The sequence below is a fragment of the Pantoea sp. PvP021 genome, from assembly GCF_054056055.1.
In genome coordinates this window covers 199,349-213,604 of the sequence record NZ_JBSRXX010000008.1, presented here as the reverse complement: position 1 = coordinate 213,604, position 14,256 = coordinate 199,349, and the positions used below count along the sequence as shown (strand labels likewise).

The window sequence follows — 14,256 nt, the reverse complement described above, 5'->3', positions numbered from 1 at the left end:
AAGAGCAAAGCGTCCACGCCAGGGATGGCGTGGCCGATCCGCATGGATGCGGGAATCCTTTGCGATCGGGCATAGTGGGCCTTTCGGCGGCTCCCAACTCACAGCCACCAGCAACCAGCCTCCAGCCTCCAGCCCTAAGCTCCCTGCTCCCTCCCCATCACACAAAAAAAAACGGCAGGCCGGGTTTCCCCTGACCTGCCGTTTCTGCAACGAACCTCAGCTCACGCCAGACAAATTACTCTTCGTCTTCAGCCGCGTCGTCTTCGTCTTCTGCATCCGCTTCCGGCGCAATCTCTTCATCGTCGTTCTCTGCTTCCGGCGCGATATCTTCCTCGCCTTCCGCCACGCTACCGTCGATTGAATCCAGCTCTTCTTCTTCAACCGGCTCGGCAACACGCTGCAGACCTACGACGTTCTCATCCTCTGCGGTACGAATCAGAATCACACCCTGGGTATTACGACCCACGACGCTGACTTCTGAAACGCGGGTACGCACCAGCGTACCGGCATCGGTGATCATCATAATCTGATCGCCATCAACGACCTGAACGGCGCCAATCACCGGACCATTACGTTCGGTCACTTTGATTGAAATAACACCCTGAGTCGCACGCGACTTGGTCGGGTATTCGCTGTTGGCCGTACGCTTGCCGTAACCATTCTGCGTCACGGTCATAATTGCACCCTCTTCACGCGGCACAATCAATGACACAACGCGATCGCCTTCAGCCAGTCTGATGCCGCGTACGCCAGAGGCGGTACGACCCATCGCACGGACTGCGGTTTCTGCAAAGCGCACCACTTTACCGGCCGCTGAGAACAGCATCGCTTCATCGTTACCGTTGGTCAGCGCCACACCGATCAGCTCATCGTCGTCACGCAGATTCACGGCAATAATGCCCGCGCTGCGTGGACGGCTGAACTCTTTCAGTGCGGTCTTCTTCACGGTACCGAGCGCGGTCGCCATAAAGATATTAAAGCCTTCGGTATACTCACGTACCGGCAGAATCGCCGTAATACGCTCGTTGGCTTCCAGCGGCAGCAGGTTGACGATTGGACGTCCACGTGCGCCACGGCTTGCTTCCGGCAGCTGGTAAACCTTCATCCAGTAGAGACGACCACGGCTGGAGAAGCAAAGAATCGTGTCATGCGTATTGGCGACCAGCAGACGATCAATGAAGTCCTCTTCTTTGATACGTGCGGCTGACTTGCCCTTACCACCACGACGCTGCGCTTCATAGTCGGTCAGCGGCTGATACTTCACATAGCCCTGATGCGACAATGTCACCACAACATCTTCCTGATTGATCAGGTCTTCGATATTAATGTCAGCCGTGTTGGCGGTAATCTCTGTGCGACGCTCATCACCGAACTGATCACGCATCAGCTCCAGCTCTTCGCGGATCACTTCCATCAGACGGTCCGCGTTCGACAGAATGCGCAGCAACTCAGCGATCTGCTCCAGCAGCGCTTTATACTCATCCAGCAGCTTCTCGTGCTCAAGGCCGGTCAGTTTCTGCAGACGCAGATCCAGAATCGCCTGAGCCTGCTGCTCGGTCAGATAGTATTGACCATCACGGATGCCGTATTGTGGATCCAGCCACTCCGGACGCGCGGCGTCATCACCGGCACGTTCCAGCATCGCTGACACGTTACCGAGATCCCACGCCTGCGCAATCAGACCCGCTTTCGCTTCTGCCGGGTTTGGTGCACGACGAATCAGCTCGATGATCGGATCGATATTCGCCAGCGCAATCGCCAGACCTTCCAGGATATGCGCACGATCGCGCGCCTTACGCAGTTCAAAGATAGTACGACGCGTCACAACTTCACGACGATGGCGAACAAAGGCGTCCAGAATCTCCTTCAGCGCCATGATCTTCGGCTGACCCTGATGCAGGGCGACCATGTTGATACCAAACGAGGTCTGCAACTGGGTCAGTGAATAGAGATTATTCAGCACGACTTCGCCGACCGCATCGCGCTTGATCTCAATCACGATACGCATGCCGTCTTTATCAGACTCATCGCGCAGTGCGCTGATGCCTTCGACACGCTTCTCTTTCACCAGCTCCGCAATCTTCTCAATCAGGCGTGCCTTGTTAACCTGATACGGCAGCTCATGAATGATGATGGTCTCGCGGCCCGTTTTAGCATCAGCTTCCACTTCGCCACGCGCACGAATATAAATTTTACCGCGTCCGGTGCGGTACGCTTCTTCGATGCCACGGCGACCATTGATAATAGCGGCGGTCGGGAAATCAGGCCCCGGAATGTGCTCCATCAGCTCTTCAATGCTGATGTCTTCATTTTCAATGTAAGCCAGGCAGCCGTTAATCACTTCACGCAGGTTATGCGGCGGAATGTTGGTTGCCATACCCACGGCGATACCGGAAGAGCCGTTCACCAGCAGGTTAGGAATTTTGGTCGGCAGAACTTCAGGGATCTGCTCAGTGCCGTCGTAGTTCGGTACGAAATCGACGGTATCTTTTTCCAGGTCAGCTAACAGGTCGTGGGCGATCTTCGACATGCGAATTTCGGTATAACGCATCGCCGCGGCGGAGTCGCCGTCGATGGAACCGAAGTTGCCTTGTCCGTCCACCAGCATGTAACGCAGGGAGAAAGGCTGGGCCATACGTACAATGGTGTCGTAAACGGCGGAATCACCATGCGGGTGATATTTACCGATAACGTCACCGACGACGCGGGCAGATTTTTTATAGGGTTTGTTCCAGTCGTTACCCAGTACACTCATCGCAAAAAGTACGCGACGATGAACCGGCTTCAGGCCATCACGCACATCGGGTAAAGCTCGGCCAACGATGACCGACATGGCGTAACCGAGGTAAGAATTTTTTAATTCTTCTTCGATATTGACCGGTGTAATTTCTCTCGCAAGGTCGCTCATGGAGCCGCTATCCCTCTACTTAATCCCGGATTTTAAAGGTGCGAAAGTATATCACACTGCAATGCTCTGGTGAACGCTAACCACCGATTTCACCCGCTTTTCCTTGCGCCTGAAAGGTGTGCCATCTGCGGTTAAGCGTTTATACTGTGGGCACATTTTGTCAGGAGTTACGATTCAATGAATGCACAACCGCAGAATCATCAGCAGAACGTCGATGCGCAGGAAATTGCCAAGTTTGAGGCCGTTGCCTCGCGCTGGTGGGATCTGGAGGGTGAATTTAAACCGTTGCACCGCATTAACCCGCTGCGCCTGGGCTATATCGCGCAGCACAGCAACGGCTTGTTCGGTAAAACCGTGCTCGACGTCGGATGCGGCGGCGGCATCTTAGCCGAAAGCATGGCGCGTGAAGGTGCCGTGGTCACGGGCCTGGACATGGGCGCGGAACCGCTGGCCGTGGCGCGCCTGCATGCTCTGGAGAGCGGAGTGACGCTGGACTACGTGCAGCAGACCGTCGAAGAGCATGCGGAGCAGCACGCCGGAAAATATGATGTGGTGACCTGCATGGAGATGCTGGAGCACGTGCCGGATCCGCGCTCAGTGGTTCACGCCTGTGCGAAGCTGGTCAAACCCGGCGGCGAAGTCTTCTTCTCTACGCTGAACCGCAATCCAAAAGCCTGGCTGCTGGCGATATTTGGTGCGGAATATGTGTTGCGCATGCTGCCGCGCGGCACTCACGACGTGAAGAAATTTATCCGTCCTTCCGAACTGCTGGGCTGGGTCGATGAAACGGCCCTGCGTGAACGCCACATCATTGGCCTGCATTACAACCCGGTGACTAACCGATTCAAACTGGCTCCCGGCACTGACGTGAATTATATGGTGCACACCCACCGCGCCGTCTGAGTGACCCGCCCGCCTGAATCAGGGCGGGCATCTCCTCTTCTGCGCCCGTTCTCCCTGTGCCGGTCACAGCACTCACCGCGCCAGAGGCATTCTGATGTCTGCCAATAGGTTACATCAGCCCGGTTCCATCCTCTTCAGCGTTACCGCATCCGATTCTCTGCTGACCAGCAACCCGCTAGCGGCTTTTAGCCATTTTTCATCCCTTTTCCTGCTGAATCCTGAGGATTGAATAAGAAACACGCGCCCGATCATAATAAGAAAAAAAAGTGTGATCTGGTTGACATGATGCCAGGCCTTACAAGGCGTGGGCTAAGAAATTTCGCAAGAATTACAACCCCTCCAGCCATCATTTTTTGCTCTTGTTAAGCGGCCGTAAAATACTAAAATATGCCCCCATGTAGTTATGGCTTTTCCCATCACCCCCTAGATGTAGTGTTTATCCACACATTATTCACAATGAATAGGCTGTGTATAAACCGGGATTTCTTTTAATTTTTGGATACTCACGCAAAGGTAAAAACGCGACATGAACCAGAGTCTGCTCGTTACTAAACGCGATGGCCGCCAGGAGCGCATTGATCTCGACAAAATTCACCGTGTGCTGGACTGGGCAGCTGAAGGGCTGAACAACGTCTCAGTTTCACAGGTTGAGCTGCGCTCTCACATTCAGTTCTATGATGGCATCAGAACCTCTGACATTCATGAGACCATCATCAAGGCCGCAGCAGACCTCATCTCCCGCGATGCCCCTGACTATCAGTACCTGGCTGCCCGCCTGGCGATCTTCCACCTGCGCAAAAAAGCGTATGGTCAGTTTGAGCCGCCAAAGCTCTATGACCAGGTCGTTAAGATGGTCGACATGGGCAAATATGATCGGCACCTGCTGGAAGATTACAGCCAGGAAGAGTTTGCGCAGATGGACGAGTTCCTCGACCACTGGCGTGACATGAACTTCTCCTATGCCGCTGTGAAGCAGCTGGAAGGCAAATATCTGGTGCAGAACCGCGTTTCGGGTGAAATCTACGAAAGCGCGCAGTTCCTCTACATTCTGGTCGCCGCCTGCCTCTTCTCCGGCTACCCGCGCGACACGCGTATGGATTACATCAAGCGTTTCTATGATGCGATCTCGACGTTTAAAATTTCCCTGCCGACGCCAATCATGTCTGGTGTACGCACCCCGACGCGCCAGTTCAGCTCCTGTGTACTGATCGAGTGCGGCGACAGCCTGGACTCCATCAACGCCACCTCCAGCGCAATTGTGAAATATGTCTCTCAGCGTGCCGGCATCGGTATCAACGCCGGTCGTATCCGTGCGCTGGGCAGCCCGATTCGCGGCGGTGAAGCGTTCCATACCGGCTGTATCCCGTTCTACAAGCATTTCCAGACCGCGGTGAAGTCCTGTTCTCAGGGCGGCGTTCGTGGCGGCGCAGCCACGCTGTTCTACCCGATGTGGCATCTGGAAATCGAAAGCCTGCTGGTGCTGAAGAACAACCGTGGTGTTGAAGGCAACCGCGTGCGTCACATGGACTATGGTGTACAGCTCAACAAGCTGATGTATCAGCGCCTGCTGAAAGGCGAAGATATCACCCTGTTCAGCCCGTCTGACGTGCCTGGCCTGTATGACGCATTCTTCGCCAATCAGGATGAGTTTGAGCGCCTCTATACCAAATATGAGCAGGATCAGAGCATCCGCAAGCAGTGGGTTAAAGCGGTCGATCTCTTCTCACTGATGATGCAGGAACGCGCCTCTACCGGCCGTATCTACATTCAGAACGTCGATCACTGCAACACCCACAGCCCGTTTGACCCGAGCATCGCGCCGGTTCGCCAGTCTAACCTCTGCCTGGAAATCGCCCTGCCGACGAAACCGCTGGAAGATGTTAACGACGAAAACGGTGAGATTGCCCTGTGTACGCTCTCTGCGTTCAACCTCGGCGCCATCGAAAGCCTCGACGATCTGGAAGAGCTGGCTACCCTGGCAGTACGCGCGCTTGATGCGCTGCTCGACTATCAGGACTACCCGATCCCGGCTGCCCAGCGTGGCGCGATGGGTCGTCGTACTCTGGGTATCGGCGTCATCAACTACGCCTACTATCTGGCGAAGCATGGTGTGCGCTACTCCGATGGCAGCGCCAATGGCCTGACGCACAAAACCTTTGAAGCGATTCAGTATTACCTGCTGAAAGCCTCAAATGAGCTGGCGAAAGAGCAAGGTGCCTGCCCGTGGTTCAATGAAACCACCTATGCGCAGGGCATTCTGCCTATCGACACCTACAAGAAAGATCTGGACGCGATCAGCAACGAACCGCTGCATCTCGACTGGGAAAGCCTGCGTGAAGAGATTAAAACGCACGGCCTGCGCAACTCGACCCTGTCTGCGCTGATGCCGTCTGAAACCTCGTCGCAGATCTCCAATGCCACCAACGGTATTGAGCCTCCGCGCGGTCACATCAGCATCAAAGCGTCGAAAGATGGCATCCTGCGTCAGGTCGTACCGGAGTATGAGCGTCTGAAAGATCAGTACGAACTGCTGTGGGAAATGCCGAACAACGATGGCTACCTGCAACTGGTGGGTCTGATGCAGAAATTCATCGACCAGGCGATTTCGTCCAACACCAACTACGATCCGTCGCGCTTCACCAACGGTAAAGTGCCGATGAAACAGCTGCTGAAAGATCTGCTGACGGCGTATAAGTTCGGCGTGAAAACGCTCTACTATCAAAACACCCGTGACGGTGCTGAAGATGCGCAGGATGACCTGGCACCTTCTATCCAGGATGATGGCTGCGAGAGCGGCGCCTGTAAGATCTAATGGTCAGGCGGGAGAATCTCCCGCCTCATTCATTTCACGAGGCCTGGCTTCGTCTACTTTTGGACAACTTTTATGGCTTACTCCACTTTCTCACAGAACAAAAATGATCAGCTGAAAGAGCCGATGTTTTTCGGTCAGTCCGTAAACGTGGCGCGCTTCGACCAGCAAAAATATGACATCTTTGAAAAGCTGATCGAAAAGCAGCTCTCCTTCTTCTGGCGTCCGGAAGAGGTCGACGTTTCACGCGATCGCATCGATTACCAGGCGCTGCCGGATCATGAAAAACATATCTTTATCAGCAACCTGAAGTATCAGACGCTGCTGGATTCGATTCAGGGCCGCAGCCCGAACGTCGCGCTGCTGCCGCTGATCTCGATTCCTGAACTGGAAACCTGGATTGAAACCTGGGCGTTCTCAGAGACGATTCACTCCCGTTCTTACACCCACATCATCCGTAACATTGTTAACGATCCGGCGGTAGTTTTTGACGATATCGTTACCAATGAGCAGATTCTGGCGCGTGCTCAGGATATCTCACGCTATTACGACGATCTGATTGAGATGACCAACTACTGGCATCAGCTGGGTGAAGGCACGCATCAGGTCAACGGCAAACCGGTTGTCGTCAGCCTGCGCGCCCTGAAGAAGCAGCTCTATATCTGCCTGATGAGCGTCAATGCGCTCGAAGCGATCCGTTTCTATGTCAGCTTCGCCTGTTCCTTCGCGTTCGCTGAGCGTGAGCTGATGGAAGGCAATGCCAAAATCATCAAGCTGATTGCCCGCGATGAAGCGCTGCACCTGACCGGCACCCAGCACATGCTGAACCTGCTGCGCAGCGGTGAAGACGATCCGGAGATGAAAGAGATTGCGGCAGAGTGCCGTGAAGAGTGCTTCGAGCTGTTTAAGAAAGCAGCACTGCAGGAGAAAGAGTGGGCAGAATATCTGTTCAGCGGCGGCTCAATGATCGGCCTGAACAAAGATATTCTCTGCCAGTACATTGAGTACATCACCAATATCCGTATGCAGGCTGTTGGCCTTGATTTGCCGTTCCAGACGCGCTCAAACCCAATCCCATGGATTAACTCCTGGCTGGTCTCTGACAACGTTCAGGTTGCGCCGCAGGAAGTGGAAGTGAGCTCCTATCTGGTGGGTCAGATCGATTCTGAAGTAGGCGCTAACGACTTCGACGACTTCCAGCTTTAATTATGAGCCGCGACGTTGTTATTCTGCGCAGTTCCGGCACCCGGCTGGAATGCACAGACGAGCATACCAATCTGCTGACGCTGCTGGAAGCCAACAATCTCTGCGTGGAGTTTCAGTGCCGCGAAGGTTATTGCGGCTCCTGCCGGATGCGGCTGCTGAAAGGCGAAGTGCATTACCCACAGCGGCCGCTGGCCTTTGTGCAGCAGGATGAGATCCTGCCCTGCTGCTGCAAAGCCAAAGGCGAGATTGAGCTGGAGTTATAACTGAGGTGGCGTTTGTCAGATTGCTGCTCAAGTTAAATACGGGTAAACCTGACAGCAATTGATCAGCCAGAAGCGCAGGGAACACGGTCAGAATAGGAAAGCGTCCCGCCGCCCGGATAAAAACGCCGGGAGCGTTTTTGAACAACGCAAAGCGTTGGCCCGGCTACGGGCGCACCTCAGGGATGAGGTGCGTAATCGCGCGGGCCGAGCAGTCAGGGATGACGCTTTTGCGTCTTTCCGATCTGACCGTGTTCCCTTCGCAGGCTCGATCTAAAAGCCACCAAGGCTAAGTTGGTCAGCATTCTGAAACGAAACGGGCGCCTCAGGCGCCCGTTTTATTTTCACTGATATTACTGTCTGACAGTTTCGACCACATCAATCCAGCCGTAACCGGTGCTCACTTCGCTGCCGTGTAACCAGCGGCGCAGCATGTTCATCGCCATCATTGCCACCACCTTCTGCCGCGTCTCCAGATTATGGCGACCGGTACTGAACTTCACGCGCTGACCAAAGCTGCCATCCGGTGTATGCAGCGCCACCGAAACCTCCTCCTGCTCCAGGCTGCCAACAGAGAGCGCCAGCGCGGCCTGCTGCTGTGCAGCAAGTTCGCGGGTGCGGATCACCTGCTGCTCCAGCGTCTCCTGCCGGGGTGGAAAGATGTCAGCGCCACGCAGCGGCACGCTGGCGCCAGCCAACTGCCAGTAGAGCAGTCCGGCGGTGTATTGCTCACTGATTGCCAGCTGCTCACCGCGCTGCTCCAGCTCACGTGCCAGCAGCGCCGGTAAGCCTTCGGTGCCTTCGAAAATGGTGCACTCCGCCAGTTGCAGGCGCACCTGCTGCCACACCTGCTCCATCGCTACCCGCTGACTGGCCGGGCCGGTGAGCTTGATCTCAATGATCGGCATGGACGAGCGATATCCCATGACCACGCCTTCCGGCAGCGCCAGCGGCTCCAGTTCGGCGGCAATATCGCTTTCACCGCGACCAAAGGTGGTCAGCCGCAGACAAATCGGTGGCTCGGGCGGCGAAAATTTCGCTTTCAGACGGGGGATGATCTGCTGCTCCACCATCAATTTAAATTCAGACGGCACACCAGGCGTGAAGAACATCCAGCAGCGATTGAGTTGCAGGGCAAAGCCACAGGCGGTACCGACCGGATTATCAATCAGTTCCGCATTGGCCGGGATTTCCGCCTGCTTGCGATTGCTGGCCGCCATCACGCGTCCCCGGCTGGCGAACCAGGCTTCCATCTGTTCCAGCCACTCCTGCTGCACCTCAAGCTCAACGCCACAGGCTCTGGCGACTGCCAGCGCACTGAGATCGTCACTGGTCGGCCCCAGACCGCCATTCACAATCAGCACATCTGCCTCATGGCTGCGCGCCTGTAGCGTGGCGATTAGCGATTCGAGTGAATCTCCTACCGTGGTACGGCTGGTCATAGGCAACCCTTGCTGGAACAACATATCCGCCAGCCAGGCTGCGTTGGTATCGACGATTTGGCCATGCAGCACCTCATCCCCGGTCGACAGCATCTCTACTCTAATCACGTTGAGTTCTCCTTTTCACGTTTGCTTTACTGTACGAACTCCTCCCGCCAGACACAATCGGCATCACCAGGGATTGTGACCATTGCGTCTCAGGCACGTTGCGCATAAAGATAGCGAGGGTGAAGCAGGATCAAGGGTGGTGAAGGTGTTCAGAGAGTTAAAAACCAATAAAAACGGCGGGATTGCCCCGCCGCTTTTTTACTACTGTTGTCTGCTACAACTGAGTCAGCGAATCGCGATTAACGACGCGCCAGCAGCAGACCAAGTACCAGACCGGCTGTTGCACCGATACCGACACCCTGCCACGGTTTTTCGTGCACGTAGTCGTCTGCACGGTAAGCCGCTTGTTTAGCGCGATAGTAGTAGCTATCGGACGCCTGGCTGACACGGGATTTCACATCGTTCAGCGCCTGTTCGGCTTTGCTTTTAAGCTCAATGTACTTCTGATCGGCCGGATCGCCTGATGCCTTAAGGACTTCTTCCAGCGTTTCAGTCAGTAACGCAATATCGTCATCGAGGCCCGTTTCGAATTGATTTGTCTGATTTACCATCGTTTCCTCCGTGTGAATTGCAAAGCAGTTCATTAACTATAGTCATAATCTGGCGCTCTGCTGATTTCCTGCTCCAGGAATCACCTGATTTTTCATCTGTTAATCTTGCTCAGTGCAGGCTGTGCGCCGTTTCGCTACGCAAAGAAGTGTAAGACGCAGCGGCAACCGCGGAATTTCGCTTCGCTTCTTTGATTAATCTGATAAATTTTGTCGTGACTGAATTTTCCAGTAACCCTACTGTCGTACCCCTCTGTTGCCTGTGATTATCGGGCCATGAAAGTGCATTTTGCACGACAGTCACGACACCCTCGAACAGCTAAGGAATAATCTCTGGCATGAATCGAAGAATGTTTATGAAAGCGTCAATGGCCTTCTCCGCCGTCAGCGGCATGACCGGCCTGTCAACGCTGTTTGCGCAATCCGCATGGGCAGAAGATGGCATTGCTGACGGAACCGCCGTACGCTTCGATTTCGACGTATTGAAGAAAAACGCGGCTGCGCTGGCGAAAAAACCCTGGGGCGGAGCACCGGGCGCGCTGCCGGAGACACTGGCCACACTGACCCCGCAGGCGTACAACGAAATTCAGTATGACGCCAACCACTCACTCTGGAACAACCTGCCCGACCGTCAACTGGACGTTCAGTTCTTCCATGTCGGTATGGGCTTCAAGCGGCGCATCCGCATGTTCTCTGTCGACGGCGAGAGTCGCGAAGCGCGCGAAATTCACTTCCGTCCCGAATTGTTCAACTACAACGACGCCAAAGTTGATACGAAGCAGCTGGAGGGCAAAACTGACCTCGGCTTCGCCGGTTTCCGCGCCTTTAAAAAACCGGAACTGGCCCGTCGCGACATCGTCTCCTTCCTTGGCGCAAGCTACTTCCGTGCCGTTGACGATACTTTCCAGTACGGCCTCTCGGCGCGTGGCGTAGCGATCAACACCTTCAGCAATGGCCAGGAGGAGTTTCCCGATTTCACCGCCTTCTGGTTTGAAACGCCAAAAGCGGAAGATACCACCTTTACCTGCTACGCCCTGCTGGATGGTGCCAGCGTCACCGGTGCTTATAAATTCATCATCCATTGCGAAGAGAAACGCGTGGTGATGGAGGTGGAAAACCACCTGTTTGCCCGTAAAGAGATCCGTCAGATTGGCATCTCGCCAATGACCAGTATGTTCAGCTGCGGCACCAACGAACGCCGCATGTGTAACACTTACCATCCGCAGATCCATGACTCCGATCGCCTGGCGATGTGGACCGGTAAAGGCGAATGGATTGCCCGCCCGCTGAATAATCCTCAGCGTCTGCAGTTCAACGCCTATGAAGATGAGAATCCGCGTGGGTTTGGCCTGCTGCAGCTTAATCACGACTTCAAAGATTATCAGGATGTGATTGGCTGGTATGACAAACGTCCCAGCCTGTGGGTTGAGCCGGTCGGTAAGTGGGGCAAAGGCGCGATTAACCTGATGGAGATCCCGACCACGGGTGAAACGCTGGATAATGTGGTCTGCTTCTGGCAACCGGCTGAGCCGGTCAAAGCGGGCAGCGAGCTGAACTTCTCCTACAAGCTTTACTGGAGTGGTCTGCCGCCGGTGCGTAGCGGTCTGGCGCGCGTGGATGCAACCCGTACCGGTATCGGTGGTTTCCCGGAAGGCTGGGCGCCTGGCGAACACTTCCCGGAAACCTGGTGCCGCCGCTTCGCCATTGATTTTATTGGTGGCGATCTGCAGGCTGCTGCGCCGAAAGGTATTGAGCCGGTGATTACCGTTTCATCCGGCAGCGTGAAGCAGGTTGAGATTCTGTATGTCGATCCGCTTAAGGGCTATCGCATCCTGTTTGACTGGTATCCGAACAGCGATTCCACCGAGCCGGTAGAGATGCGTCTGTTCCTGCGCAGCAAAGATGAGACGCTGAGTGAAACCTGGCTCTATCAATATTTCCCGCCTGCGCCGGATCAGCGTAAATATGTCGATGACCGCCAGATGACGGTGGGTTGATGTAAAAAAGGCGAGGCTCAGGCCTCGCCTTTTTTATGGCGCGTTCTTCAGCATATCGACGTGAGGGATCCCATCTTCCAGGTAGTTCTCCCCCACCGCGACAAAGCCATGCTGCCCATAGAAACTTTCCAGATGCGCCTGCGCGGAGAGAAACAGATCGCGGCCCGGCCAGTGCTGCTGACAACTGTTGATTGCCTGCTCCATCAGACGATTCCCCAGCCGCGCACCACGAACCCGATCTGAAACAATCACCCGTCCGATTTTCACCGGGCTGGTCTCATCCTCCGGGGAGAGCAGTCGCGCATAGGCCACCAGCTGGTCATCCGCCATTCCCAGCAGATGCCGGTTTTCCGCCTGCAAATCTTTGCCATCCACATCAAGGTAAGCGCACTGCTGTTCCACCACAAACACGGCACTGCGCAACGCCAGCAGTGCATAGAGCTGTGAGGGGGTCAATTCGCTATGGTGTTTATCCTGCCAGTTAATGTCCATGGTCTCTCCTTTAAACCACACACTCTACATCAGCGCGGTGTCGCCAGCACCTGCTGGTGACACTATCTTACAGGCAAAAAAAATCAGGCCCGGAGGCCTGATTCGTCAGTCGCAGCAACGCGCTTACATCAGCGGCTGAGCCATCTGCACCAGTCTGATCAGCGGCTGCGGGTAAACCCCTAACAGCAGCACCAGAATGGCAGAAATCAGTACTACCACACCACCGGCCGTAAATGCCCAGTTAGCCGGGGTATCACGGGTATGCAGTTCTGGCGGGCTGAGGTAGAGACTCACCGTCACGCGCAGATAGTAGTAGAGGCCAATCGCACTACCCGCGACTACAGCACCGGTCAGCCACCACAGGTGCGCACTGACGCCTGAAGCGATAACGTAGAATTTACCGATAAAGCCCAGCGTCATCGGGATACCCGCCAGTGACAGCATCATCACCGTCATCACCGCTGACAGGATAGGACGATGCCAGAACAGACCGCGATAGGAGTAGAGCGAGTCAGCATCCGGGCCACGATATGGGCTGGACATCAGACTCACCACACCAAACGCGCCCAGGCTGCTGAACAGATAACCGGCCAGGTAAACGCCCGACGTTTCCAGCGACAGCTGATTATCTTTCACCGCAATCAGTGCCACCAGCAGATAACCGAGGTGGGCGATAGAGGAATAACCCAGCAGACGCTTGATGTTGCTCTGCGAAATCGCCATCAGGTTACCGAACAGAATCGACACGAAGGCGATCATGGCCAGCACTGTGCGCACCGCTTCGCTGTCGGTCACCGGCGCATACATAAACAGACGCATGATGACACCGAAGATAGCAATCTTGCTGGCGGTGGCCAGGAAGGTTGAAACCGGCGCAGGCGCACCCTGATAAACATCGGGGGTCCAGAGGTGGAACGGAACCAGTGAGAGCTTAAAGCCCAGACCGATAATCATCATACCCAGACCCACCAGCAGCAACGGCTCGTGGATCATGCTGTCAGTCAGGCTCTGGCCCAGCGCCACAAAGCTCAGGTTACCGGAGTCGGCGTAGATCAGCGCAATACCAAACAGCAGGAACGACGAGGCCGCCGCCGAAAGAATGGTGTACTTCAGTGCGGCTTCCAGTGAACGTTTCTGGCGGAAGGCGTAGCCAATCAGACCAAACAGCGGCAGCGACAGCAGTTCAATACCGATGAACAGCGAGGCCAGATGATTAGCACTGGCCAGCACGATGCCACCGAGTGCCGCAATCAGCACCAGCAGGTAGAACTCATCTTTGTTGTCCGGGAAGCCTGCCAGCCATGGATAGGCAAAGGTACAGGTCGCCAGACTCGCCAGCATGACCAGCGCGGTATAGAACATCGAATAGCCATCGACGCGCAGCAGCGGCGTGACATCCATCGCCCCGACCTGACCGACAAAGTACAGCGAGAGCAGCGCCAGGTTCAGGCCAACTACCGTTAGCGTGGCGTTAACGAAGTGGTTGCGTCGCCAGGCAATGGACAGCATCACAACCACCACCGTCAATCCGACGATTAACAGCGGTAGCAACGCAATCAATTGGTGAGGAGTTATTGTCATGG

General features: G+C 55.2%; 10 protein-coding genes. 5 read left to right on the top strand and 5 right to left on the bottom strand.

The features are described 5' to 3' along the window. Positions 1–235: 235 nt before the first annotated feature. The gene (gene gyrA, locus ACVKSX_RS19115; protein ID WP_062758689.1) at positions 236–2,908 is read right to left on the bottom strand and encodes a DNA topoisomerase (ATP-hydrolyzing) subunit A; all 2,673 of its coding nucleotides are present in this window, start codon (positions 2,906–2,908) and stop codon (positions 236–238) included. 177 nt (positions 2,909–3,085) lie between these two features. Between gyrA and ubiG the strand changes: the two genes are divergently transcribed. From ubiG to yfaE, 4 genes are all read left to right on the top strand, one after another. Continuing rightward, positions 3,086–3,811, top strand: a complete 726-nt coding sequence (gene ubiG / locus ACVKSX_RS19110) for a bifunctional 2-polyprenyl-6-hydroxyphenol methylase/3-demethylubiquinol 3-O-methyltransferase UbiG (protein WP_010671459.1) — start codon at positions 3,086–3,088, stop codon at positions 3,809–3,811. A 526-nt stretch (positions 3,812–4,337) separates the two neighbouring features. Beyond that, positions 4,338–6,623 (top strand): class 1a ribonucleoside-diphosphate reductase subunit alpha, encoded by a 2,286-nt coding sequence (nrdA, locus tag ACVKSX_RS19105; RefSeq protein WP_354438144.1) that lies wholly within the window; start codon positions 4,338–4,340, stop codon positions 6,621–6,623. A gap of 72 nt (positions 6,624–6,695) precedes the next feature. Next, positions 6,696–7,826, top strand: a complete 1,131-nt coding sequence (gene nrdB / locus ACVKSX_RS19100) for a class Ia ribonucleoside-diphosphate reductase subunit beta (protein WP_010258096.1) — start codon at positions 6,696–6,698, stop codon at positions 7,824–7,826. Between the two features lie 2 nt (positions 7,827–7,828). Further along, positions 7,829–8,089 (top strand): class I ribonucleotide reductase maintenance protein YfaE, encoded by a 261-nt coding sequence (gene yfaE, locus ACVKSX_RS19095; RefSeq protein WP_010258095.1) that lies wholly within the window; start codon positions 7,829–7,831, stop codon positions 8,087–8,089. A gap of 350 nt (positions 8,090–8,439) precedes the next feature. Here yfaE and ACVKSX_RS19090 read toward each other — a convergent pair whose 3' ends face one another. Both ACVKSX_RS19090 and elaB read right to left on the bottom strand, forming a co-directional pair. Further along, positions 8,440–9,636 (bottom strand): nicotinamide mononucleotide deamidase-related protein YfaY, encoded by a 1,197-nt coding sequence (locus ACVKSX_RS19090; protein ID WP_354438142.1) that lies wholly within the window; start codon positions 9,634–9,636, stop codon positions 8,440–8,442. 239 nt (positions 9,637–9,875) lie between these two features. After that, positions 9,876–10,187, bottom strand: coding sequence for a stress response protein ElaB (elaB, locus tag ACVKSX_RS19085; RefSeq protein ID WP_010258091.1), 312 nt, complete (start codon positions 10,185–10,187; stop codon positions 9,876–9,878). Positions 10,188–10,522: 335 nt separating this feature from the next. Between elaB and ACVKSX_RS19080 the strand changes: the two genes are divergently transcribed. Continuing rightward, a complete protein-coding gene (locus tag ACVKSX_RS19080; RefSeq protein WP_029519710.1) occupies positions 10,523–12,181 on the top strand; it encodes a glucan biosynthesis protein D in 1,659 nt (552 codons plus the stop codon). Between the two features lie 33 nt (positions 12,182–12,214). Here ACVKSX_RS19080 and ACVKSX_RS19075 read toward each other — a convergent pair whose 3' ends face one another. Both ACVKSX_RS19075 and nuoN read right to left on the bottom strand, forming a co-directional pair. After that, positions 12,215–12,673: a GNAT family N-acetyltransferase gene (locus ACVKSX_RS19075; protein ID WP_010258085.1), complete on the bottom strand. Its 459-nt coding sequence runs from the start codon at positions 12,671–12,673 to the stop codon at positions 12,215–12,217. A 123-nt stretch (positions 12,674–12,796) separates the two neighbouring features. Next, positions 12,797–14,254, bottom strand: coding sequence for an NADH-quinone oxidoreductase subunit NuoN (gene nuoN / locus ACVKSX_RS19070; protein WP_354438140.1), 1,458 nt, complete (start codon positions 14,252–14,254; stop codon positions 12,797–12,799). Positions 14,255–14,256 lie beyond the last annotated feature (2 nt).

Coding starts and splice junctions, on each gene's coding strand:
- yfaE (WP_010258095.1), top strand. CDS start 7,829: ATGAGCCGCGACGTTGTTATTCTGCGCAGTTCCGGCACCCGGCTGGAA.
- ACVKSX_RS19075 (WP_010258085.1), bottom strand. CDS start 12,673: ATGGACATTAACTGGCAGGATAAACACCATAGCGAATTGACCCCCTCA.
- nrdB (WP_010258096.1), top strand. CDS start 6,696: ATGGCTTACTCCACTTTCTCACAGAACAAAAATGATCAGCTGAAAGAG.
- ACVKSX_RS19080 (WP_029519710.1), top strand. CDS start 10,523: ATGAATCGAAGAATGTTTATGAAAGCGTCAATGGCCTTCTCCGCCGTC.
- gyrA (WP_062758689.1), bottom strand. CDS start 2,908: ATGAGCGACCTTGCGAGAGAAATTACACCGGTCAATATCGAAGAAGAA.
- ubiG (WP_010671459.1), top strand. CDS start 3,086: ATGAATGCACAACCGCAGAATCATCAGCAGAACGTCGATGCGCAGGAA.
- nuoN (WP_354438140.1), bottom strand. CDS start 14,254: ATGACAATAACTCCTCACCAATTGATTGCGTTGCTACCGCTGTTAATC.
- nrdA (WP_354438144.1), top strand. CDS start 4,338: ATGAACCAGAGTCTGCTCGTTACTAAACGCGATGGCCGCCAGGAGCGC.
- elaB (WP_010258091.1), bottom strand. CDS start 10,187: ATGGTAAATCAGACAAATCAATTCGAAACGGGCCTCGATGACGATATT.